At 43.4% G+C, this 25,502-nt stretch carries 19 protein-coding genes; 18 read left to right on the forward strand and 1 reads right to left on the reverse strand.

Annotated features, from left to right (window positions below):
* Positions 1-6: 6 nt before the first annotated feature.
* From MHN79_RS09830 to MHN79_RS09900, 15 genes are all read left to right on the forward strand, one after another.
* Entirely contained in the window at positions 7-282 is a 276-nt protein-coding gene (locus tag MHN79_RS09830; protein ID WP_114783887.1) for a phosphopantetheine-binding protein, read from the forward strand.
* 137 nt (positions 283-419) lie between these two features.
* Complete coding sequence (locus MHN79_RS09835; protein ID WP_239172745.1) at positions 420-5,945, forward strand: type I polyketide synthase; 5,526 nt, start codon at positions 420-422, stop codon at positions 5,943-5,945.
* Positions 5,946-6,030: 85 nt separating this feature from the next.
* Complete coding sequence (locus MHN79_RS09840; RefSeq protein WP_239172746.1) at positions 6,031-10,128, forward strand: amino acid adenylation domain-containing protein; 4,098 nt, start codon at positions 6,031-6,033, stop codon at positions 10,126-10,128.
* Positions 10,125-11,714 (forward strand): MDR family MFS transporter, encoded by a 1,590-nt coding sequence (locus MHN79_RS09845; RefSeq protein ID WP_239172747.1) that lies wholly within the window; start codon positions 10,125-10,127, stop codon positions 11,712-11,714. The genes MHN79_RS09840 and MHN79_RS09845 overlap by 4 nt, the downstream gene beginning before the upstream one ends.
* On the forward strand, positions 11,711-12,355 hold the full coding sequence (locus MHN79_RS09850; RefSeq protein WP_239172748.1) for a hypothetical protein: 645 nt from the start codon (positions 11,711-11,713) through the stop codon (positions 12,353-12,355). Before MHN79_RS09845 ends, MHN79_RS09850 begins: the two co-directional genes overlap by 4 nt.
* 64 nt (positions 12,356-12,419) lie before the next feature.
* Positions 12,420-13,436: an NADP-dependent oxidoreductase gene (locus MHN79_RS09855; RefSeq protein WP_239172749.1), complete on the forward strand. Its 1,017-nt coding sequence runs from the start codon at positions 12,420-12,422 to the stop codon at positions 13,434-13,436.
* A gap of 33 nt (positions 13,437-13,469) precedes the next feature.
* Positions 13,470-14,471, forward strand: a complete 1,002-nt coding sequence (locus tag MHN79_RS09860) for an HlyD family secretion protein (protein ID WP_152432596.1) — start codon at positions 13,470-13,472, stop codon at positions 14,469-14,471.
* 103 nt (positions 14,472-14,574) lie between these two features.
* On the forward strand, positions 14,575-15,228 hold the full coding sequence (locus MHN79_RS09865; protein ID WP_114783875.1) for a response regulator transcription factor: 654 nt from the start codon (positions 14,575-14,577) through the stop codon (positions 15,226-15,228).
* 4 nt (positions 15,229-15,232) lie between these two features.
* Positions 15,233-16,696 (forward strand): ATP-binding protein, encoded by a 1,464-nt coding sequence (locus tag MHN79_RS09870; protein ID WP_239172750.1) that lies wholly within the window; start codon positions 15,233-15,235, stop codon positions 16,694-16,696.
* A 128-nt stretch (positions 16,697-16,824) separates the two neighbouring features.
* The gene (yegD, locus tag MHN79_RS09875) at positions 16,825-18,177 is read left to right on the forward strand and encodes a molecular chaperone (RefSeq protein ID WP_239172751.1); all 1,353 of its coding nucleotides are present in this window, start codon (positions 16,825-16,827) and stop codon (positions 18,175-18,177) included.
* 282 nt (positions 18,178-18,459) lie between these two features.
* Positions 18,460-19,230 carry a GNAT family N-acetyltransferase gene (locus MHN79_RS09880; RefSeq protein WP_239172828.1) on the forward strand — a complete coding sequence of 257 codons (771 nt, stop codon included), beginning with the start codon at positions 18,460-18,462 and terminating at the stop codon, positions 19,228-19,230.
* A gap of 101 nt (positions 19,231-19,331) precedes the next feature.
* Positions 19,332-19,793 (forward strand): hypothetical protein, encoded by a 462-nt coding sequence (locus tag MHN79_RS09885; protein ID WP_239172752.1) that lies wholly within the window; start codon positions 19,332-19,334, stop codon positions 19,791-19,793.
* A gap of 263 nt (positions 19,794-20,056) precedes the next feature.
* Complete coding sequence (locus MHN79_RS09890; RefSeq protein WP_239172753.1) at positions 20,057-20,467, forward strand: GFA family protein; 411 nt, start codon at positions 20,057-20,059, stop codon at positions 20,465-20,467.
* Between the two features lie 110 nt (positions 20,468-20,577).
* Entirely contained in the window at positions 20,578-21,012 is a 435-nt protein-coding gene (locus MHN79_RS09895; RefSeq protein WP_239172754.1) for a pyridoxamine 5'-phosphate oxidase family protein, read from the forward strand.
* Between the two features lie 96 nt (positions 21,013-21,108).
* Positions 21,109-22,182: an AraC family transcriptional regulator gene (locus MHN79_RS09900; RefSeq protein ID WP_239172755.1), complete on the forward strand. Its 1,074-nt coding sequence runs from the start codon at positions 21,109-21,111 to the stop codon at positions 22,180-22,182.
* 18 nt (positions 22,183-22,200) lie between these two features.
* Here MHN79_RS09900 and MHN79_RS09905 read toward each other — a convergent pair whose 3' ends face one another.
* The gene (locus MHN79_RS09905) at positions 22,201-23,217 is read right to left on the reverse strand and encodes an alpha/beta fold hydrolase (RefSeq protein WP_239172756.1); all 1,017 of its coding nucleotides are present in this window, start codon (positions 23,215-23,217) and stop codon (positions 22,201-22,203) included.
* Between the two features lie 381 nt (positions 23,218-23,598).
* On the opposite strand from MHN79_RS09905, the gene MHN79_RS09910 reads away from it, so the two are divergent.
* The 3 genes from MHN79_RS09910 to MHN79_RS09920 all read left to right on the forward strand — a co-directional run bounded on the left by MHN79_RS09910 (position 23,599) and on the right by MHN79_RS09920 (position 25,502).
* Positions 23,599-24,357 carry an alpha/beta hydrolase gene (locus MHN79_RS09910; protein ID WP_239172757.1) on the forward strand — a complete coding sequence of 253 codons (759 nt, stop codon included), beginning with the start codon at positions 23,599-23,601 and terminating at the stop codon, positions 24,355-24,357.
* A gap of 70 nt (positions 24,358-24,427) precedes the next feature.
* Positions 24,428-24,970 (forward strand): DinB family protein, encoded by a 543-nt coding sequence (locus MHN79_RS09915; RefSeq protein WP_239172758.1) that lies wholly within the window; start codon positions 24,428-24,430, stop codon positions 24,968-24,970.
* Between the two features lie 181 nt (positions 24,971-25,151).
* The gene (locus tag MHN79_RS09920) at positions 25,152-25,502 is read left to right on the forward strand and encodes a RidA family protein (RefSeq protein WP_239172759.1); all 351 of its coding nucleotides are present in this window, start codon (positions 25,152-25,154) and stop codon (positions 25,500-25,502) included.

A 25,502-nucleotide genomic window follows, 5' to 3' on the forward strand; every position in this document is an offset into this window, starting at 1 on the left:
GACAACATGCTAAACAACAGACAGGATTCTGAAGTCGAAAAGCAGATCATTGCGATTTGGAAATCAGTATTAGACGTTAAGAAAATAGCGGTAGATGAAAACTTTTTTGATGCCGGTGGAAACTCATTACTGATGAGTAAAGTGCATCGTCAAATCAAAAAACAACTTGATATTCCGATTAATATTATTGATTTATTTCAATGTCCTACTGTTGAGTCTCTAAGCAAAAATATATTGAAAAAGTATCCGAATGTTTTACGTGAAACATCAGATGAAGTTTAAACATCAAAACTTTTAATTAAACCTTAGTCATCAGGAAATACCGATCCCTCGCCTTGAGGCAGGGACGCATTTGCCCTGATTTTAGAAACCCAATACACCCTATTACCAAATCACGATATAGAACCATGAGGTAGCATATGAAAGACCAAGCAACATTGCGCGATAAAGACATAGCTATTATTGGCATGTCAGGCCGATTCCCTGGAGCCGAAGATCTCTCAACGTTTTGGAGTAATCTTGCTGAGGGGCTAGAAACCATTACCACTTTCAGTGAGCAAGAGCTGAGGGAGTCGGGCGTTGATGAAGAACTGATTGCTTCACCTCACTATATCCCTCGTCGAGGTATTTTAGGCAATGCCGAGCATTTCGATGCGCATTTCTTTGATATCACGCCTCGTGATGCGGAAATTATGGATCCTCAACACCGTGCGTTTCTGGAATGTAGCTGGCATGCGTTTGAAGATGCGGGCTATGTTCCGGCAAGTTATCCAGGCAAGGTAGGGGTCTTTGGCGGAACCGGTGCAGCATGGCATTTGAACAAAGTCCACTCGCATCCAAGCGTGACTCAGTTTGCAAGTGGCGCATCGATTGTTACCAACAATGATAAAGATTATGTCACCACTCGAGTGTCCTATAAGTTGGACCTAAAAGGGCCAAGCGTCAACGTACAAACTGCCTGTTCTACTGCTATGGTGGCGGTCGTAATGGGCATTAACAGCCTGTTAAGCGGTGAGAGTGATCTTGTGGTGGCGGGCGGTGTGTCCATAGATACTCCTGAACGTCGTGGCTATCCGTATATGCAAGGTGGCATGGATTCAGCAGATGGGCGTTGCTATGCGTTTGACTCTCGAGCCAATGGTACTGTCTTTAGCCGCGGAGTGGGGTCTGTATTACTGAAACGAGCAAAAGATGCCATAAAAGATGGCGATCATATCTACGCAATTATTAAGGGCGGTGCAATCAACAATGACGGCGGCTTAAAAGCAGGCTTTACCGCTCCGGGCATTGAAGGGCAAGTAGAAGTTGCCAAGCAAGCTATTGCGAATGCCGATATTGATGTAGAGAATATTCGCTTTGTTGAAGCGCACGGCACGGCGACAGCGCTTGGCGATCCGATTGAGTTTTCTTCTTTGTCGCAGACCTTTCAGCAGTACACAGACAAAAAGCAGTTCTGCCGTTTAGGTTCGGTTAAGACCAATATTGGTCACACAGATGCCGCATCTGGTGTCGCGAGCTTAATCAAAGCCTCGTTAGCACTCAAATCTGGTCAGCTTCCAGCGTCTTTGCATTATTCTAAGCCGAATCCAAACATCGACTTTGAAAGCAGTCCATTTGTGATGAATACTGAGCTTACCTCGTTTAAGCAGTCGGATAAGCCCAACAATGCGCTCGTCAATTCGTTTGGGGTAGGCGGTACTAACGCCTGCGTTATTTTGGAAGCGGCGCCGGAACTTTCCTCTGGCGATGAGCACCAAGCTCCGGTATTGATGACATTTTCAGCCAGAAGCCGCAATGCGCTTGGCGAAATGAAACGTCGAATGGCGGCGCATCTCGAAACGAACCCAGATGCAAATCTTGCTGACGTTGCGTACACTCTGCAAACTGGACGCAAGCAGTTTGAGTTTTCAACCAGTGTGGTTGGCCAAGACCGCGAGTCCCTTCTGGAATCTTTGGGCAAGGCATCCCCAGTTGCGGTTAAAAACAAGTCTAAGCGTCCTGTGGTCTTTATGTTCCCAGGACAAGGCAACCAATACGCAAACATGTCGTTGGATCTTTACCAGACATATCCCGTGTTCAAGCAGGCAATGGATCAATGTTGCGATTACCTCACTTCGATCCTTGAACAAGACCTGAGAGAGATTATCTTTCCAAAGGACGAAGAAGTCGCGGCACTTATTAACCAAACAAAATTCACTCAGCCAGCACTGTTTGTTGTCGAATACAGCTTGGCCAAATTGTGGATGTCGTGGGGCATTCAGCCAGATGTGATGATCGGCCACAGTGTCGGTGAATATGTTGCTGCTTGTTTATCGGGTGTTTTCTCTCTAGAAGATGCGTTAAAAGCGGTCGCAATTCGCGGCAAGCTGGTTCAAGCTCTGCCGCCAGGTGCTATGTTAGCGGTATTGATGGAAGAAGCGGAATTAAGTGAAAGAATCGCTAATCTGGACTTGGACATCGCTGCTGTTAACTATCCAGAGTTGTCTGTCGTTGCAGGTGAATTAGAAGCGGTGAAAGCCTTCCAATATGAGTTGGAAGAAGAAGGCATATTCTGCAAACACTTAGACACTTCGCACGGCTTCCATTCCAGCATGATGGATCCTATGTTGCCTGAGTTTAAACAGGTGATAGATGGTATCGAGCTTCATGCTCCGCAAATTCCGTTTGTCTCTTCGGTGACAGGTGAGTGGATCTCTGAGGCATTAGCCAAAGACAGTGATTATTGGGTGCGCCATGTAAGAAACCCAGTTTTATTCTCACATGCGTTTAAGACCTTGATGGAAGAACACCAAGACGGCTTTATTGCTTTGGAAGTGGGACCAGGTCGCTCGCTAGAATCAGCGGCAAAACAGCACTTTAAAGAAGAAACAGACATTGAAGCGGATATATTCTCTTCGCTCCCAACGGCAAAAGAAGTGGCGTTATCTGGTCAATATTTCGTCTCAACCCTCGGCTCTATGTGGGCGCACGGTCTGAAAGTGGATTGGTCGCTATTGTACACAGGTGAGCGTCGTTGCCGTGTATCTTTACCTGGTTATCCGTTTGAGCGAAACGAGTTTAAGCTGCCGAGCATTCAAGGCGGTAATGCTGATAGTCCATCCCTAGCGGTTGACGAATCTTCTCTAAAACGTAAAAAGCAAGATATTGCAGATTGGTTTTACATGCCAGCATGGAAACGCACTGTGCCTGCGGCATTTATGCCAAACGAGAAGGCTGAAAACGAGGCGGACTGCTGGGTGCTATTTGCCGACGAATACGGTGTTGCTGCCCAAATGCAAACTCAGCTACGTGAGACTGGTGCACGTATTGTGAGCGTGCTTCAAGGGGACAGTTATGTTGATAATTCAGTACCTGAAGATCATACCTTCAACTTCATCATTAACCCTCGTGAGCGTGAAGATTACATTCAGTTACTACAGGCAATCAAAGCACAGGGTATGGCGCCAGTGCGTATTGTCGATATGTGGAACTTGTCACCTCAGCATAAAGGCTTGGATCTAGAGCAGTGTCAGAATGGCCAATACACTTCTTTCTATGCGCCATTGTATCTACAGCAAGCCTTGGTGAGTGAAAATGTGTTAGATAGGGTGCGTTTATTATTCGTTACCAACAACACATTTAGCGTGTCAGGTGAAAAGGTTATTTGCCCAGAGAAAGCCTTGCTTGTTGGCCCTGCTAGAGTCTTCTATCACGAGTATCCCGATGTACAGTGTCATTTGGTTGATATCGATTTCCCACTTAATGAACAGGGTGAGATTGACCAATATAACCAGCAAGTCGCCAATTACTTAATTGCTGAAACTGACCTTGCGACAGATGGTAAATTAGTGGCGTATCGAAGCGGTTGCCGCTGGGAAGAAGAATATCAAGCGGTTCGTTTGCATGAACAAGTGTCTGGTATTAGCGCTGAGTTCAAAGATGAGGGCGTGTATCTCATTACCGGAGGGCTCGGTGGCCTTGGTATGTTAGTCGCAGGCCATATCAGTGAATTGTGTAATGCGACACTGGTATTAACTTACCGCAGTCGTTTACCTGCAAGGGAAGAGTGGCAAGCTTGGATCGAGCAACATCCCGTTGATGATGCCATGAGTGAGAAGCTGGTGAGCATTCTTCGTCTTGAGGAAATGGGTAACACCATAGACTTGGTTCAAGTCGATGTGTGTGATTACGCTGAAATGGAGAAAATGTGTCAGCGCTACCCAAGATTTGACGGCATTTTCCATACTGCGGGTATTGCGGGTGGAGGAATTATTCCGCTTAAATCTGATCAAGACTGCGCGAGCGTTATTGATCCCAAATTGACGGGAAGCCTTATCCTCGATGAATTAACCAAAGACAATCAACCTGATTTTATGGTGCTGTTCTCTTCCATCACATCGATACAAGCAGATGAAGCACGTATCGATTACTGCGCGGGTAATGCCTTTTTAGATACCTACGCCAGCTATCGTAACCAGAACCGTAATGGCCGCACTATTTCAATAAACTGGGGTAAATGGGGCGATGTCGGCATGGCGGTTCAATATGGCCGTGAATTGGATGAGAAAAAAGCGCAGCTGGCTCAACCTGAAGATTCGGGGCTATTGACACTGGTTGATCGTAAAGGTCTAGAAGAAGTGTATCGAGTGAATCTCGATGTCCATAAAGACTGGGTATTGAACGAACATTGTTTGTCTGAGCAGCCAACCATGGTCGGAACCACCATACTGTCTATGCTGCATAACTTCGTCAATTACTTTAAACCGCAAGAGCCGCTGCAGGTGAAAAATCTGCTGTTGACCAAACCGGCTATTTATCACAATGCTTGGCCACGTGAAATGCGCTTATTTGTTCGCGCAGAAGGCACTGGCTATAGTTTTAGCCTGCGTAGTCGAGGTATTCGAGAGATTGATTGGGAAGAGCATGCCATCGGTAATCTTGGTTCTGGTGTTGAGACTACAGAAAGTCTTGCCGCTTATATTGAGCCACTCGAAGTCATTCAAGCGCGTTGTAGTGAGCGTTTAGACGAAGAAGATGTTGGCAAAGAGTACATCAATGCGATAACTGGCGAGGTTTTCCTCTCTCTTAGTGACCGCTGGAGTACTACTAAGACAGCATGGCAAGGGGATAATGAGTGGCTGATCCACAAAGAACTTGATGCTCAGTATCAGGGTGATTTCGAGCAGTACCCCTATCACCCAGCGGTAATAGATTCTGTGTCGATTCGTTGTATCAACCTGATCTCAAAAGAAAACTTCTTGCCGATTAGTTACGGTAAGGTCAGCTACTTAGCGCCGCTTGACGTGGATTGCTATGCCCATATCAAGCTAAAGCAAGCCTACAAACAAGAAGATAACACCATCATCATGGATATCACTTTCTTGGGCGCAGATAGTCAGCCATTAATGGTGATAGAGAATTACACCTTGGTTCGCATGAAAGCAGATAACCAAGTGCAAGACTCCGTCTCAACGTCAAGCAAGGCAAGGTTTGATGTCAATGTGTCTGACAAAGACATCATGTTCTACGAAGGACTGGATGCTCTCAAGCGTCAGTTAGCTCACTTAGAGTTTGAGCAAATGGTGGTTGTGACGAGCGACTTGGGCCAGCTTATTCACGAAGCGATTCCTGAGCGAGAAGAGGTAGAAACCATCGCGACCAACTCAGAGGCAAACCAAGGTCATGCTCGCCCTGAGCTTTCCGTTGAGTATGTGGCGCCGGAAAATGATATTGAGAAAGAGGTCATTGCTGTCTGGCAGTCCGTTTTGGGAATTTCAGGGATAGGAATCGATGATAACTTTGTTGAACTTGGAGGCAACTCTCTGCTTGCGGTGCAAATTGTCTCCAAAGTATCGGCCAAGTTCGAAGTCGATATCCGAGTGGATCTTTTCTATCAAGATCAAACCGTAAGAGGGCTTGCTGGATTAGTCATTCAAGCTTTCGAGTCACTATTAGAAAGTGAGTAAAAATGATGCCCGGGTAAAGCTTGGGCATCACATGAATTTTTGGCTGCTTTCGCGAGCAGCCTAATCGACCAAATATGATAGGGGCATGGCTGTGACGACTAAAACACATAAAATTTTGCAATCAATGGGGATTGAAGAGCTCAAAAGACTTGCTAGAGAGAAAAAAAATAGCAAAGCACAGCTCACGGAAACGAATCCAACATCGGATAACAATCGAAAGATCTTTCCTTTGACTGATGCACAAAAGAGTATTTGGGCGTTAGAGCAGTACCAAAAAGGTAATAAAGCTTATAACAATCCGCTTGCGGTTACTTGTCACGTTGACCATGAATTTAGCCCCGATCGTCTTCAAGACACATTAAACAAAATGGCCGAGCGCCATAATATATTTCGAACTAAGATCCGCATTGTTGACAACGAGCCGTGCCAATATGTTGATGACAAAGTGACGATGGATGCTGGCTTTGATGATATTTCGTCTATGCCTGAAGAAGAAAAACACCATTGGATCATCCAAGTGGCAAAAGAAGAAGGATGTAAATCTTTTGACCTAGAAAATGGGCCATTATTTCGTTGGAGAATGGTGAAGACACAGCCTGGTGAATATGTCGTCATGCTGACCTTTCATCACATTATTTCTGATGGCTGGACGGTCAGTTTATGCTTTTTGGAGTTCATGAAAACCTATTTTGGGCACGGTAATGAAAAAGCGCCTCAATTTACGGAATATGCGCTAGACCAAAGCCTCTATTTTGAGCAAGGAAAATACCAAAAGGGTATTGAATACTGGAGTGATAAGCTAAGCGGAGCAGAAGGGATTCTAGATATTGCCACGGATCATCCTCGCCCCGATACCATGAGCTTTGCAGGCAGCTATGTCAGCAAGTTTCTTAGTGGAGACGTTTGCCAAAAGCTTCAATCGGCTGCTGCTAAGCAAGGTGCGACCACTTTTCATGTAATGCTGGCAGCCTACCAACTGCTCTTACACAAATACAGTGGTCAACAAGACATCATTGTTGGCGTTCCTTTCGCTAATCGTCTGGATGCTAAAACGCAAGATATGTTGGGGCTTTTCATGAATACCCTGCCACTGCGTTTTCAATTAGATAGTCACTCGAGCTTAGCATCTGTTGTTGAAGCTGCGAAAAAAGAAAGCTCGCAGGCCATGACACATCAGGATGTGCCCTTTAATCGTATCCTTGAGGCTATTGATCATCCACGTGACTTAGCAATCAACCCACTGTATCAAGCCGTGTTAAGTTACCAAGTCTACCCACATTCACGTGGACAAAAAGGATTTAGCTATACGCCATTAAAGGTCGATTATGGTGTCGCCAAACTGGATCTAAACCTATGGGTAGAGGAAGACGGAGAAGGTTTAGTTTGCACCATTAATTATGATACGGCTCTATTTGAACGCGCAACAATAGAAAAAATGCTCGATGGTCTAAATACAATTCTTGCTGCTATTGTAGAAACGCCAGATAAGACAATTGCTGATTTGTCTTTGCTGACTCAGAGTCAAGAGCAGCAACTGCTTGAAAACTGCTCTGCTAGAGAGCAGACGTCACTACAGCCGATCCACCTTAACTTTGAGCATAATGCAGAACATTTCCCCGATGATATTGCGCTGTGTTGCGCTAATCGCACGCTTAGTTATCAAGAATTAAACCAGTCAGCTAACCAGCTTGCGCAAAGGCTACTGTTAGAGGGAGTCAGCCTAGGTGAACCTGTTGCTATCGCGATGGATAAAAGTGAACTCAGTGTGGTTGCTATTTTGGGGATTCTCAAGGCGGGCGGCTGTTATCTTCCTATCGATATCAATTTGCCGGAGTCAAAAGTCGAGTACATCCTAAACGATGCAAAAGTGAACAACCTTGTATACGCAGGAAAGATCCCACAACACTTACAAGACCTTGCGCAGCGAACATCATTAAGCTGGATCGATCTACAGGATGAACGAGAAGGCGATGAATTATCGCAGGAAAACCTGTTTACTGACCCTAACAGTGAGCGTCCAGCTTATATTATTTACACTTCAGGCAGCACGGGCAACCCTAAGGGTGTGTGCGTTTACCACTCGCAGATCAGTGCCTATTGTCAATCGGTTGCACCAGTATTGGCTCAATCTGAACAGGCTCGCTATGGAATGTTTTCTTCATTCTCAACTGATCTCGCTCATACCATGCTATTTCCTGCTCTTGTTGGGCGAGGAGAGCTGGTTATTATCACTAAAGAAATGTTAGAAAGCCCTGAAACACTAGCAGCTCACCTAAAAGACCATCCGATTGATTGCGCTAAAATAACCCCCACGCATCTTGCTGCCTTGTTGAATGTTGCCAATGCAAGGGATCTGTTACCCAAAAGCACTTTAGTGCTTGGAGGAGAAGCCTTACCTGCTTCCTTGGTGAAAAAAGTCAAAACCTTAAGGCCGGACTGCCGCCTTGTGAACCACTACGGACCAACAGAATGTACTGTTGGGGTGACCACATATTTATTACCAAATGATCTAACCCAATTGGACGCAAAGTTTGTTCCAATTGGTCAGCCTTTAAACGGCAATCATGTATTGATTTTGGATGCAAACCAGCAGCTTGTGCCATCGGGTTTAGCGGGTGAAATTTGTATCGGGGGCCGACAAATTGCAAGCGGGTACATAGGTGAATCGAATATCAGTCAACGTCAGTTTATCGACCACCCATATCTAGCGGGAGAGCGCTTGTACCGCACAGGAGATAAAGTTCGATTCAACAGCCATGGCGATCTTGAGTATCTTGGCCGGTTGGATAGGCAAGTAAAGGTCAGAGGCTTTAGAGTCGAACTTGGCGAAATTGAAAAAACCATTGGTGAGCAAGATTGTGTTGAGAGTGCCGCCGTGATTCAAAAGCATCAAGATCAGCTAAGTCAATTGATCGCCTATGTGAGCTGTTCTTCAGAGCAAATCAATAGCGAAACTCAATCAATCATTAAGCAGCAAGTTGAAAAAAGTTTGCCTGCTTATATGCATCCTGAGAGCTGGGTTTGGCTTGAGTCTATGCCCATGACAGCCAGTGGAAAGATAAACTACCGACAGTTGCCTGAAGAGTCGATAAGTAATCAAGGTAACAATGCAGTAGAGCCCAAAAATGACTTGGAGGTGCGTTTACAGGCAATTTACCACAGGGTGTTAAGCCGCGATATTATGAGCACGGAAACCAAATTTCTTGATCTTGGCGGCAACTCTATCAGTGCTTTGAAACTTCTGATTGAAGTGAATAAAGCATTTTCCATGGCAATGACCTTAGGCGAATTTTTTGCACACAGCAGCATAGTCGAGCTAGCCATGTACATCGAGCAATATTCAGAAAGTACTGGCGGGCGTCAATCTTTAGTGCTTCTCAACAAAGGCAATTCAGAGACCCATCCGAGCTTGGTTTTAGTCCATCCGGCTGGTGGAAATGTGCTGTGCTATGACGAGTTTACTCACGGCTTAGATAGGCGTTACCCTGTTTATGGTATTCAAGTGTCAGACTTTAGCACTGTGGCTGAATACAATCATGAATTGTCTCGTTTGGCTGAACATTACGTAGAGCAATTGGGCACGCTTTCTCAGCATTCTGATCTTATTATTGGTGGATGGTCTTTAGGTGCAACGATCGCGTTTGAAATGGCTTGTCAGATTGAGCAGCTTACGGGTAATCAACCCAAAGTTTTAGTGTTTGATCAGCCGGCGCCTCAAGTGAATGTTGATGATAGTGCAACAATGCAAGAGCATGAAAGGCTGGCTTATTTTGCGCACAAAGTAGAGCGGTTTACTGGAGTATCATTTAATACTTCAGGTCCCCAATTAGCTGCCATGTCTAATATTGAGAGAAGCCATGTGTTTCTCGATGGCTTTCGCCGTGCCCAAATGGTACCAGATAATATCAGCGCGGAAGACTTTCAATATTTTCTGACTATCTTACAAGCGCACATGACAGCGACCGACCAATATCAAGGACGTGTGTATGGTGGAAAAGTGATCGTTGCAGAGGCGCAAGAGATATTACCCGGCCGTATCCGTTTGAATGAAAGGGGGCTGGGCTGGCAAGCCTTTAGCCAGCAGCCTGTGAGTGTCATTCCAGCCTTGGGCGATCATATCTCTATGATGAATGCTCCATTGGTGACTCAATTGGCACATGGCCTACAGGAGACCCTAATTTGACCAGTATTGCTACGGCGACGCAGGAGAATGAAGTCGTTGTTTCAAACAAGGAATGGTGGGCGATAGTTGGCGGTCTTATCGGTGGCTTTATGGCCATATTGGATATTCAGATCACCAACTCGTCGATGAAAGTCATACAGGGGGCGTTGTCTGCCTCCTTGGATGATGCTTCTTGGTTGATGACTTCATACTTTACGGCCGAAATCGTAGCGATTCCACTGTGTGGGTGGTTATCTCAAGCTCTGGGAACAGGGCGATACTCTCTATGGTGTATTGGTGGGTTTCTTTTCTCCTCGCTACTTTGCTCTATGGCGTGGAATCTTGAATCCATGATTGTATTTCGGGCTATGCAAGGTTTTTGCGGCGGGGCGCTTATTCCTTTATCGTTTCGGCTCATTATTGAAATTCTGCCGCAAGAGAAAAGGCCGATGGGGATGTCGCTGTTTAGTATTATTGCGACGTTTGCGCCAGCGATTGGACCTGCCGTCGGTGGCTGGCTTACAGAGCACTTCTCATGGCATGCGATTTTTTACGTCAATGTCTTCCCCGCAGTATTGGCTTGGGTGTTGATTCAGCGCTCTATGAAACACCCCATCATTAATTGGAAAATTATTCGCCAAGGTGACTATTTGGGCGTCGTGACTGTGATGGTTTTTCTTGGCACCTTAGAAGTAATCCTAGAAAAAGGCGGAGATGAAAACTGGTTCGATTCAAGGATGATTTGTATTTTAACCCTTATTTCGGCCATCAGTTTTATTGTCTTTGTGTACGATCAGATAGTATGTCGTCATCCACTAATCAATATTCGTTTGTTTAGGGATCAGCAATATACTCATGCCCTATTGATTTTTGCCATGTTGGGGTCGGCGATTTACGGCACCTTATTTCTGGTGCCTTATTACCTCACCATGATTCATGATTACAACGCAACAGAAATAGGTCATGTGGTGATTTGGATGGGGCTACCGCAGCTGGTGATTTTACCATTCATTCCCTATCTGATTCGTCGATATAATCCTAAGTACCTAATCTTCATCGGCTTTATGGGATTAGCCATCAGCTCATTTATGGATTGTTTCATGAGCGCTGATTTTGCAGGGCCGCAGATGATTGCTTCCATGTTGGTGAGAGCATTGGGTCAACCTTTTATCATGGTGCCACTTTCTATGCTCGCGACGCAAAACATCAAAGCAGAAGATGCCGCATCTTCTGCGGTTTTGATTAACGTATTTCGCAGTATTGGCGGCTCGATGGGCACCGCAATATTGTCGACCTATTTCATCACTCGGATTGATTTTCACCTCGATGCGGTTAAATCCAGAGTCTCAATTGGTAGCCAAGAGTTTTACCACTATCTGGGCGATGTGAAAAATGTTCTTTTAAATCAGGGGCTACCAACGGGTAACGAACACTTGCAGCAAACTGCCGTCAACATTCTTGGAGAAAGAATGGTTGTGCAGTCACAAATCATGGCATTTAACGATCTATTTATGATCATGGGTGTCATGATGCTGGCAACGGCAATTATGGTGTTGTGTTCAAACCGTGATTTTCGGCTTCAACTCAAGCAGGAGGAAGCAATATGAGTGATAAAAAGTCCATGGGGATCAGCAGCTATTTGTTATCTCGTGAAGCTCGCATGACGATTATTATCCCTATCCTTATATACAATATTGCTTTTTGGGTGTTGGGTGCTGGTTTAGCTTTAATCATCACGGCATGCTATTCAGCGGCGCTAGAGATGTTTAGTCGACGCACTGGCTCCTTGGCTATTATTGCGCTTATTTTAACGTCAGGTTGCGTTCACTATTTATATTTGCATGGCTACCGTTTTTTGGGAATTGGCGAAGAGAGCGTTTTACTGTCTGTGGGCGGTTCTCTCTCGGTTATTCTTGTGTTTGGTTTCTACTCCTTTATTGGCCGCCCTGTGGTGCGAACGCAAGCGGAAAATGCGCTTCCTCGTTTGACTCAGATGTCTGTATACGGCACGCCTAAATACGCTCGGGTATGGCAAGAGGTGTCTCTTGCGTGGATGTTTGCTTATGCAGTTAAAGCACTGCTTGTGGTTATGCTTGCAAGCGATCTACCTAATTATGCGGACTATTTTGTTTTTGTTGGCGCGTGGCCTCTGACCATCGCCATGATTTGTTTTAGTTTTTATTGGCCTAGCTTTCGCTTGGCATCAGAAAAGTCAATCAAATCTTCAACAGGCGACTCATCACCTTAGAAGATTGATCGTTATGGGCAGGCTTTGCACATCATTGATAACCAAAAACTCAAAGGGAAACAATATGAATAAATTAGTCAATCCGGCAATTGTTCTTGATAGCTATCCACAAGGTGCTATTGCTACGGATAACTTTCGTTTATCAAACAATCCGCTCGGAGAGCTAAAGGATGGTGAATTCTTGGTTGAAAATTTATGGTTATCGCTGGATCCATACACTCGTCCTCGCCTGAATAAAACCACGGCTTATGTTGAACCCATTGGTTTAGGCAATGTCATTCAGGGTGAGACGATTGGTAAGGTGGTTGAAAGCAAAAGTTCAGAGTATCTGGTAGGAGACCTAGTGGGGACTTTTTCGGGCTGGCAGAAATATTATATCGCTCACGAAGATGAGCTCATGGTTAACCGTCTTCCTGATACACATTTATCACCCACTCTCTTTCTTGGCGTATCAGGCACACCTGGCCGCGCCGCATATTTTGGTCTGTTTAAAATCGGCAAACCTAAAGCAGGTGAAACCATGGTCGTCTCTGCGGCATCAGGCGCGGTCGGTTCTGTTGCTGGGCAAATAGGAAAAATGCTTGGCTGTCGAGTGGTTGGCATTGCGGGGAGTGAAGAAAAGTGTCGTTATGTTGTCGATGAGCTTGGATTTGATGAGTGCGTAAACTACAAAGATGACAATTTTAGTGACGCGATTGCCAAGGCTTGCCCTGATGGGGTGGATGTCTACTTTGAAAACGTGGGCGGCCGAACGTCTTCGATCGTAGCTAGGCACCTCAATGAAGGGTCACGTGTCCCTATTTGCGGAAGTGCTGCTTTATACAACAAAGGTAAAGATGTGGACTCAAACACACTATCGCGTTTTTATTCTTCGTTACCTACCGCCCCTGAAAATCGTTTTTTCCTAGTGACAGAGTGGATGAATGATGCTGCAAGCGCGGTTCGATGGCTAACCGATGCGGCTGAAGCTGGTCAAATTAAGTTTCGTGAAACCATAACCGATGGACTGGAAAATACGCCCCAAGCCTTTGTTGATTTGCTGGAAGGGAATCATTTCGGCAAACCATTAGTTAGGATTTAGTTCTTTCGCCTTTTTTAATGAGTTGGTCATGTTATGAAAAAAATACTCAAGATAGTTATTCCGCTAATGACGTTAGTGATGATTGGTAGCGCTTATTGGTATTACTATGGGCGTTTTTTTCAAACCACAGATAACGCCTATGTACAAACCGACATTACTCACGTTAGCTCGCGGATTGACGCTGAGGTAGTAAAAATCTTTATTCATGATAACCAACGAGTTAAAAAAGGCGATGTATTGGCACTGCTTGACGACAGAGAACTAATCATAAAAAAACAGTTAGCAGAGGCCAATTTAGCTCAAAGTCGGGCAGAGCAATCTAATGCGGATGCCGCCTTCCAAATGCAGAAAAGTACCATTGAAGAATATCAAAGCAAGGTCATTTCTGCCAAAGCAAAATACCAATACTCACTGGAACAATACAAACGTTTCCAAGCGTTAGAGAAACAAAATTACATCTCTAAAGGGGAGCGAGACAATAGCGCTTCTGCCTACAAAGTGGACGAAGCGGCTTACTATGAAGCGCAAGCCAGTTTAAAAACGCAGCAAGACAAACTTTCTGTGCTAAAAAGTGAAATTGAACAAGCCAATGCGATGGTGATTCAAGCTGAAGCTAGTCTCTCACAAGCCAAGTTAGAACTGGGCTATACACGTATCCTTGCTCCCATTGATGGCGTCATTAGTAATCGAAATTTACAAGTCGGTATGATGGTTCAGCAAGGGCAGTCCATGGTCAGCATAGTGTCTGATCGCATTCCATGGGTGTTAGCAAATTTCAAAGAAACTCAGAAAGCTCGCATGCATAAAGGGCAACCAGTCAACGTCACTATTGATGCTTACCCCGGAAAGACATTTGCAGCAACCATTGATAGTCTTGCTCCGGCTACAGGCGCGACCTTTGCTCTGCTGCCACCTGATAATGCCACAGGCAACTTCACCAAGGTGGTTCAACGAGTGCCTGTTAAGATAATCTTTGACCACCCTGTTGAGATCGACAACGGTTTATCGGCGGTTGTAACCGTTGATACTCGCTGAAATTTGCAAAAACTTAAACCTTTTTTAAGTCTGATAGATTAAGTTGGTGGCATGTGTCGGCCTTTTTGTGTTGACTGTGACTCTAGATAAGTAGGGAGATGAAATGCGTATATTACTTGTTGAAGATGATCCTATGCTGGGTAACGCAATTACGGCCTCCCTTGCTAGACATCATTACACCGCTGATTGGGTCACTTCTGGAGAAAGTGCTTTGCATGCACTTAAAGCCGATGATTTTCTTCTGATCATTCTTGATATTGGTCTACCAGGTATCAGTGGATTACAGGTACTAAAAGAGCTCAGAGACAAAGGGGATAAGACGCCGGTTTTGATTCTCAGTGCCCGAGATGAGTTAAACGATCGTGTTTATGGACTTAATCATGGTGCAGATGACTATTTGGTCAAACCCTTTCAGCTTGAAGAGTTACTGGCTAGAATGGGCGCTCTGATCAGACGTTCTGCAGGGATTGCAGATGATACTATTGTGGTGGGAGACGTATCTGTGTCTGTCAATTCTCACAAGGTTGCGGTGGCGGGGAAGGGGATCAATCTAACACCTAATGAGTTTAAAATACTGCTGTATCTCGTCACTAATTCAGGTCGGGTGCTAAGTAAAACCCAGATATTACAGAACATGCATGGCTGGGATGAAAGTGCAGGGCTTAATTCTATCGAAGTTCATATTCATAATTTAAGAAAAAAAATGCCTAAAGATACGATAAAAAATATTCGTGGCGTTGGTTATATTGTTCAGTAAAAGCATGAAGTTAAAATCAATAAAGCGCCGCGTTGCAACCGTTAGTGTTGAGCTGTGCTTGGCGGTGATCACTGTCTCCATCATCTGGGTTTACTTTGACACCTCAAAAGCAATCAATGATGTTAATGACGCGCGCCTTGAAGATTTGAGCGAGAGTTTTTTGAAGGTGCTGGTCATGACTGACCCTTCGGTTTTGGGCGAGAATCAAGACATGGCGCCAGAAGACCTGTTAGCTCAAATCACAAGTAAAACGTCACCAGAGGACAAGCTTGAGCAGTGGTCATCAGAAAAGCTGCTTAAAGATGATTTTGCATATTTGTTGCTAAACCGACAGGGTAGCGTATTGGCTAATTCGGCTAACGCGCCACTTATTGATTTAGACTTGATGCGTCGACCTGGTCTCAACGACATAAAAGATTATCAAAAGGGCAATACATGGCGCGGGGTTACTATGGTGTTGACCCAACCCAAAAGTGGTGAATTACTCTGGTTATGGCTCGGAGAGGACAAGCAGCTACGCGGTAAGATTGAAAATAAAATCGCGATGCCAGCCATTGTTCCTTTGCTGGTGACCACTCCACTTTTATGTGTGCTATTAGTGCTGTTTACCTACCATTTGTTTGCTCCTATCAGCCGTCTTGAAAAGGAAATATCTGAAAAGTCGATAGATAATCTGTCTCACGTCAACATCTCTGATGTCCCTACCGAGATTGACGGCTTAGTAAAGCGATTAAATTTCTTATTTGATCAGGTCGATGCGGCTTGGCAAAGAGAAAAACGTTTCAACCAAGATGCAGCGCATGAGCTAAGAACACCACTTGCGGTCATAAAGCTCAACGCCCAGAATGCGCTTAAAACCGATAATGCAGAAGAAAAAAACCACGATCTCGCCCAAATAGAAGAGAGTATTGTTCGTTCAGAAAGGACAATTGAACAGCTTCTCACTTTAGCCAAGGTAGAGAGTGGGTTAACAGTAGATCTCGACAAGCCCGTTGATGTGGTCTCTTTGTTACGCAGTGTTATTGCCGAGCTGGTGCCGCTGGCACTTAAACAAAATCAGGAGATGATGCTGGATGCTGAGTTCGAATCTTGCGTCATACAAGGAAATGATATCTTTTTAAATTGCCTTTTTCGAAACTTGATTGATAACGCGATTCGCTATTCAGGAGATGGCACTAGCATATGGGCAGAAATTGTTCCAAGCCATGATAGCGTGCAAATCATCATATCTGATAGTGGCCGCGGGATGAGTGAACAAGATATAGAACGTATTTTTGACCGTTTTTTCCGAGCCAGAGAAACGCAAAATAAGGTACAAGGAGCCGGATTAGGCATGGCGATTGTAGAGCGAGTTATTGCCTTGCACAATGGCACTATCACAGTACAAGCGCAGCATCCGGGTCTTGCCTTTATCATTACTTTGCCCTTTCAGCGCAGTGAAACTCAAACATTAACAACCGAAACCTAGAAAAGCCCAATAAGTTAATGTCTTACTCCTGAGTCATTAATACAAATAGCGCTTCACTTAGCTTGAACATCTACTACGCATAGTGTTTAATGCGTGCCCCATTTTATTTGATGCTTTGGAGCTTGTGTATGGCGGTAGGATTTGATTATGGAACAGCAAACTGCTCAGTATCAGAGTTTATCAATTCAGAAATTATTCAAGTGCCTCTCACAAAGGAAGGGTGCTATCTTCCTTCAACCTTATCGGCACCCAATACTGAGTCGGTATCTGAATACCTTTTTAAATGCAAAGGCATTAAGCCCGAAGGTGAAGTAGGAGAAGCGCTGCTCAGAAGAGCAATTAAGCACAATAAAGAAGAGGGTTTAGTTATTCATCCTGATGATCTTCAGTTTGGAGATCAAGCCTTCGATTCATATCTTGCCGATCCAAGAGATACCTACTTTGTAAAATCACCCAAATCCTTTCTTGGCGTCATGGGCCTGCGTGATGGCCAGCTGGCTTTTTTTGAAGACTTAGTGTGCGCCATGATGGTCAACATTAAAAATCAGACAGAGAATCACTTGCAAAAAAGCGTCACTCAAGCGGTCATTGGCCGACCTGTGAACTTTCTTGGCCGAGGTGGGCAGGACTCTAACAGACAAGCTGAAGGTATTTTGCGCAGAGCCGCTGGTCGTGCTGGATTTAAAGAAGTTGAATTCCAATTTGAGCCACTTGCGGCGGGAATTGATTACGAAGCAAATTTAACCCATGACAAAAACGTACTGGTAGTCGATATCGGGGGTGGGACAACAGACTGCTCTTTTGTTCAAATGGGGCCGAGTTGGCGTGACAAACAAGACAGAAGTGACTCACTCATTGCTCACACAGGGCAGAGAGTAGGGGGCAATGATCTTGACATCTACACTGCGTTTAAATGTTTTATGCATGAATTTGGTATGGGATCGCCCAATACTATGGGTTTGGATGTGCCTATCACCCAATTTTGGAACCCTATCGCCATTAATGACGTTCAAGCTCAAAGGCAGTTTTATTCTCAAGAGAACTACAAACAACTTAAGTTGCTGTCAAAGCAAGTATCTGAGAATCATAACTTGCTACGTTTGTTAGAGGTTCATCAAGGAACACTTGGCTACGCCATTGTGCGTGAAGCTGAACAAGCAAAGATATCTTTATCGAATCAGACGTCCTGCCGCGCCGAAATACAGTTAATTAAAGAAATACTTTGTTGTGATATTACACGCGGACAAGTCGAGCAAGCCTTATCAACTCCAATCGAAAAAATGACGGCTTTAGTTACCGAAGCGATTAAACAAGGCAGCACAAATCCGGATGTTATATATTTGACCGGAGGCTCGGCGCGCTCGCCAATTATTACCAAGGCGATCGAATCCATAGTTCCGAATACTCCAGTGGTTGGAAAGGACTATTTTGGTTCTGTGACATCAGGACTAGCTCGCTGGGCTGCGTTAATTTTTAAATAGTGAAGAGTTTTGCGCGTTTTGACTGAATCAACAAGATAAATGCGCACTACAGGGCACACGACATACTGTTTAGTCAAAAAAATATAACAAACTATTCAACAGAGATTCGCAATACTTAGCATTTCGTTAATCAAAATAATTATTTTTCTGATAAATGCCTCAAAAACATCGTTGAGTATGATAAACAATTGAATCTATTGATATCATTTGGCTTTTTATTATAAAGGTTAACCCAAAGTTCATCTTTGTAAAGGGTTAGTTTTTAAAAACCTCGAGGGAATGATGCAAGATAAAAGAGTACAAGACGTATATAGCTCGTATTTTTATTTTAATAATGAGCGAACTCTTTCAACCGATTTGGCGAGTAAATTATTTACTACCAAGACGCAAGAATATTCTGTTTTTGTAGATATAACGCGCAAGTATGACAATCAAATAATTGTTCATGATATTTGCAGTCATGAAAGGTTAGACGCCCAACTCAATCTGTTTGAAGGTGGTTTTTCGCCGGAGATTTCTGTTGAGCCGCAGGCAATGACACACGATCTGAAAACATGGTTGTCCAGTCATGAATTTAAACTCGATTATGAACATGAATTTCTCGAATTAGAGGCATCCAAATACACCAAGCCTGCTGTGATGTCAAAGCACGTATCCGTCGAGCGCTGGGACCATAATCAAGTCGATGAATTCTTAGCTTTACTTAAAACGTCAGGTTTAGAGTGTACCGATAACATATGGGCAAAGAAACGCTCGCTGTATTGTACGGAGACGTTTCGTTGTTATGTAGCAAAAATAAATGGTAAGCCTTGCGCTTGGGCAACAAGCTTTATTGAAAACGAGTATGCAATATTAGCCAATGCCTATACGCAAGAGGCTTATCGCTCGAATGGCTGTCAAACCGCTTTATTGAGAGCTCGCATAGAAGAGGCAATAGGTTTCGGCGTTAAGGTAATCCTGACCGATGTTATGCCAAACAGTATTAGTAGCAAAAATTGTAAATCTGTGGGCTTTACCAGCGCTGGCACACGAAGTGTTTGGTGTAAAGATTAAAACCATTCGATCATCTCACCTTAACATAGTGGGCTACGCACCTTGGTTGCTAATTTTTTAAACGGCTACTTTGTGTGGTTTAAGCGAGGCGTTAATAATCAATGAGAATGAACTATATACAAGAAAGAAGCAGAAATGTTCCATGGTATACAAGCCTTGTCGATGTTTGTAAATGGCTGGGTATTCGCCCAGAAGATTATGATTGGCACTTTTCGGATGTAGATGGTGGTTGGGAAGAGCTAAGTGATCCGGCATGGGTGCTGGGTGAAGAGTTATCAAAAAAAATAACGGAATATAATTATCAGTTTGTTTGGTCTGTAGTGTCTGTGTATCCCAAGGGCACGAAGCCTTTCACTAGCGAAAAGCCCTTCGCAGATGGTAACTCTGAGTTCTGGGAGGGTATTCCTAAAAAGCAATTGAGTGACTCACTTTTTGAAATTGTTTGCTGGGATAGCAGCGCAACACTATTCATAGAATTGCCCCTGGAACTAAGTGAATCGCTGCTTAAAAATGCACCAGACATTAGAGATTTAAACAGAGAAAATGAGAATCGTAAGTGCTAGTAAATAAGAGTTGGTTTTCGCTCTTATGTAAGTATTAGACATTCTCGTACCGAAAAAGATAAATTATCCTGTTTTCTGGTGTTCTGTCCTTACTATAAAGTTCATTGAGGTTGAATCAGACTTACGTATGAAAAATTGACATTTCAATAAGGTAAATTAATAAATTATTGTTAAATAATTTATTTATGGTAGGTTGGAAGACAGTTAAGTATGACTCTATGCGCACTAATCGATAAGGAATAATTTGATTGAAAGGAAACTGTTTGTGTGGAGAAGTTTGGTTTGAGCTATCAGGTGAATTACCATTCATTTATCAATGTCATTGCTCATTATGTCGCAAAGTCTCGGGTTCTTCATCAAACTCAGCTTTGATAGTCAAAGTACCCAATTTTAAATGGTGTGGTGGCGAGCATAAAATTAAGTCTTTCTCTACTAAATCGGGTTTTAAATCTGAGTTTTGTTCTCAATGCGGTAGCCCAGTACCAAATATAAGTTCTGATGGTAATTCATATTGGGTACCTGCTGGTTTGTTGTCCGAGCCTGTTGATACAAAGGTTGCTGCTCATGTTTACGTCGGTTCTCATGCAAGTTGGGACAACGGGTTCATAAACGATGGGCTCCCACAATTTGAGACCATGCCAAGTGAACAAGATTGGCTAGAGCTACAAGGTTAGTGTAGGGCTCAAGAACAGACAAAATACAGTTGGGCCTTTCTCCTTCGCTGTTTAGTCTAGCCAATTATATTCTGCTATGAACAGAGCGCCAGCTTATTAATGGATACTAAATGCAAATTATCGAGAAAAGTAGAAACCTAGATCTAGATGAGTTTTTATCTCAGCCCTTATATGCTTTTTTAGCAAGTGAGTCACAGGATGGACCTTGTTGTTCTCCTGTCTGGTTTTTGTGGGAAGATGGGAAAATTTGGATCATCTCCGTAAAAGGTGACTCCTTCTCTAAAAGAGTGGCGCAGCAACCCAAAAGCGCCATCAGTATTGTTGATTGGGATAGGGCATCGGGTAAATCTATCCATGCGGGTTTTAGAGGCATTGCAAATGTTCACGAGTTTGACTCTTCGCGTGCTGAACGTTTATTGAATAAGTATCTTGGTAACGACAAATCAAAATGGAATGCACGTTTTATCGACTTTCAGTCTAACTCTGAGAATGTCTTTGTATGCTTTGCGCCTGAAAAAGTCGTATTGCGTGACCAATCTTATTAAGATAAATCCTTGTAAACACCCCTACGCTGCGCTTTTTGGACTTGGTATGAGTGTTAAAAACATTTCAATGATCTTTTCTCGAATTTAAACGGACTTTTGATGCTCGCTATTCCCTTACCATTTGTCGCATCCTTGCTGTTATTTATAGCCGGTGTGGTGCTTCGATGCCGTTACCCACAAACGAGTCAAAAACCATTCCGGTTTATCATGCTGTGTGTATTAATAATGATGGTAGTAGGGCTGAGATGGACGCTAGATATTGCCTTGGTTCGCTTCCTACAGCCTGTTCTTAGCGCAAATGTGCCAGTCGCGGCTTGGCTCTGTTTTGCAGGAGCTCATCGGAGTATATCTAATACTCAGTTACATTGGTTAGGTCCGTTTTCGGTTTTGGTTGGCTCATTTTTTTATCACCATATCTGGGTTGGTACCGTCGATGTTTTGCTGATCTTACTCTATCTCGGCTATGGTAGTGTGTTGCTAAAGTCGTCGTTTAGTGTGCCGGAAAATGTTCGGCTAACTGACATATCGAAAGTGGTCGTTGCCCAGTGGGTTGCGGGTGGACTTCTGCTGTTTTCTGCTTTGGTTGATGGCGTGCTCTCTTATGATATCTTGCTACTTAATGCGCAGCACACGAGTTGGATACTATCGGCTGGTTATCTTGTGTTTATTCCTGCTATTGTTGCGGCAGTGGTGGTTGTTAGCCTAAGTACAACCTCTACGAGCGAATACAAGCAGCCTCAAGTTGAGCCTTCCATATTATATGGCTCTCCTGAACAAGCGGTTATGCCAGCCAACTCAGTGAAAAGTTTAGATGAGGACAAAGCTGAAGAAACTACGCAGATCATGACTAGGTTTGATGTATTGATGAGAGAGCAACAAGTATTTAAAGACCCAGATCTGTCTCTTAATCGGTTAGCGCGAAAGTTAGGTATTCCGGCCCGAAAAATATCGGCAGCGGTTAATCAAACTCACAAGCAAAACATCTCGAAGGTCATCAATGCTTATCGAATTGAGCATGCGAAGACTCTGCTTAAGCAAAGTGATGAGTCAATAACGGATATCTTTCTTAGCTCGGGCTTTCAAACCAAATCCAATTTTAATCGTGAATTTTCAAGGATAACTGGGCAAACTCCGAGTGAGTATCGAAGCTCGCCACAAGGATTAGATTGAATAGGGTTTGCTTGCTGTTTATCGGTTCAGAAAGTTAAGGATGTCATTTAACATCAATTGATGTAGCTCGCGGCGCGATGCACCTAAGCCATCTTTGCAAATAATGCCATCGCCTGATACCTCATTTTCGAGCATAACCTCTGCTCCGAGTTTACAGTCTTGCATAAAACTGAAATGGGCCGCTTTTTCATAGACTTTGTAGCGTCTTAAATTCAGAGGCATGTGCTCAGCAATATAACCAGACTCTAATGCCTGAGGCAGATCGCCTATATCGACGCCAGCCGCGAGTATTAAGCTTGGTACATTGATGTCTCTTAGACTCTTAATAGAAAAGCTTCGAGCAAGACCTAAATCCAGACTTACGATACGCTTGATTCGCGGATCTCGCAGCGCTTTATTGTATGGCTCTGAAGTTTGGACCCTTGATAACCCAAGCTCTTGAGACAGTCCACAGGTTCTTGGGTTAGGGTATAGTAGACAATCAGCCTCAAACCTTGCTCTATTTACTTTCGCTCCAGCTAATAACATCACTGTCCAGCCGCCCAATGAATGTCCGATCGCAGTAACATCGTTAGGGTTTGTAGAGGGCTTCCATTTGGTTGCGGTTAATAAGTAATCCAGAACGCGTGACACATCTCTCGGTCTTTCCCACCATTTTACCGCCTGGACGGATGATTGGTCGAAAGAGGTAGTTCCCGGATGATCAGTGGCCGCTACTATGTAGCCGCGCTGAGCAAGCTCGGTTGCCAACCAGTTCTGGTTTCGCCAGTTTCCTCGGTAGCCGTGTGATAACAACACCACAGGAAATATGCCGGATTTGATATGGGCACCCTTTATAACTTGTGTTCCAACGAAAACTGGGTTGTCACCAATCAAGGCTTTTGCTGAAACATCTTGTGTAGGATACCAAATAGCGGTGTTTAGTGGTCGATGAGGATCATCGGTTAAGGTGATTTGTGTGAATCCAACACCGGAAGCGCTGACGGAAGCACAAAGAAAATATAAGGATGCGAACAGTAAATATGTCCATTTCATGATATTAGCTCCAATTGAATTTATTGGAGCTAATATGGACTAAAGCTAGATATCACGAGACCTAAAACACGATCGAGGACGCTCTAGATCGTGTTTGACTACCGAATTTATCGACCAAGTTTTGGTTGTTTGTCTCCAAGACTCTACTGGTAAACGTCGAGTTTTAATGTTTATAGCTCTTTTAATGTGCCCTAATTTGGTTCCTTTAGAGTGTATCCTCAAGTAGCTCTAAAATGGCAAATCGCCCACTCATATTTATATGCTGGCAGAGTGAAAAATATGAAGATTATGCTTTTTGTGTCTTATGTTAGATTAAATGACTGTCTTTATATACAGTATTTGTATTACTATTTAGCCCTTACATATTAATTAGAGAGAAAAATGAAAGAGTTTAAACTGAGTAATGATGTGATTCTTCGTTATCAGGATCTTCCTGGTCATGAAATACCGATTATTTTTATTCATGGTCTTGGTTGTACATCTTCATTTGATTATCCACAAGTCGCCTCAATGGCTTGTTTGTCTAATCACAGATGTATTCTTATTGATTTAGTTGGCTCAGGATATAGCGATAAACCTAAATCATTTGACTATACAATAGAAAATCATGCTAACTATCTTGAAGCATTGCTGGATTTTTTGCATATAGATGAGTTTGTGATTTTCGGTCATAGTATGGGAGGTGCTGTATCTATCACCTTAGCCAATTTAGTCAGCTCTAGAGTTAAGTCGCTTATTTTAAGTGAAGCTAATCTAGATTCTGGCGGTGGGTTTTTTAGTAAAAAAATCGCCAATTACAGTGAGAAGGATTTCATAGAATCTGGCTATAAAGACCTTATCAATGAAAGTATATTTTCTGGTAATACAGAGTGGGCCACGGGATTATCGAATAGCTCTCCGATAGCAATTTATAGAAATGCTGCGTCACTTATTAAAGGTCATATACCAAGCTGGAGAGAAATATATTATTCATTAGAGATGCCTAAAACATATATTTATGGTAGCAATACTTTACCCGACCCCGATTATGATGAATTAATAGGAAAAAATATTAATGTGGTAGTCGTACCCGATGCAGGGCACTCAATGGCGTGGGAAAACCCAGAAGGGCTGGCATTAATGATCAAGCGATCAATATAAAAGCCTGCATTGTGTGGTACGAAAGACGACAATCTATCGTTTTAAAAGCGTTATATACGTTGGAGAGCAAATGGACTTATCCTCAAATTTCAGAATGTTGGCGCTGTATAACCAGCGTATGAATAAACAATTACTTGGTGCTTGCAGCAAGCTGACTCATGAGCAGCTGCATCATAACACCCGTTCATTTTTCTCTACAATCATGGCTCACTGGAATCATATATTGTTCGGCGATTTGATTATGCTACAGCGCCTTGTAGCCAATGAGCTGGTAGCAGTTGATGCCACAGTTTTAGAGATGTTACCCGTTCCCAAGTCTGTTTCTGATACTTTCGCTTCGAACTTAGAGGAACTTTCTGAATTACGAGAACTAGTAGACTCAATCTACCTTGAAATCACTGATCAGCTTACCGCTGAAAGTTGTAACCAAATAGTTAGTTACACGACAACAGAAGGACAGATGATTGAACGAATAGTTGGTGAGTTTTTCCAACATGTTTTCAATCATCAAACTCACCATAGAGGTCAGCTAACCTGCTTGTTAAGCCAGTTTGGAATAGATTTTGGTTGTACAGATCTACCTATAATCGTGCCAGAGGGAGCACTTACATAATAATAAATTCAACGTTCTGAAGGTAGTAAACGTAAATGGGTTCAATGTTAATAGCTGTGTAACAATCACAACCAATTAGGACGTAATACAGTTGGCTTTTGTTTCTTCGTCACTTATCCTAGCCGACTTATATTTAAAATATAAATCGGGCATTAGCTTCAAGCACTATAAGGTATTATCGATGATAGAGAGAAAGCGTGGAATTTACGATGGGCGTAATAAATCATCAGCATATAAAGATTTAGTTTGGACGGTAGCAACCTCTTCTGATACATCAGTAGGTATTGAGCAACAAACCCAATTAACCCTCGAAACCATACAAAGTAATTTGCTTGAACTAGGTTCTGATAAAACTCAAATTGTGTCAGCTCAAGTTTATATTACCAATATGGATGACAAGCCTATTATGGACTCTGTTTGGACAAATTGGTTAGGTACTAATCCCGAACATTGGCCGCAAAGAGCCTGTTTAGGTGTTGCTCTTGAAGGGCAAGTTTTAATTGAAGTAACGGTAACAGCAGTTCGTAGTTAA

The organism is Vibrio sp. Of14-4 (assembly GCF_022347625.1).
In the GTDB taxonomy this organism is placed as follows: domain Bacteria; phylum Pseudomonadota; class Gammaproteobacteria; order Enterobacterales; family Vibrionaceae; genus Vibrio; species Vibrio pristinus.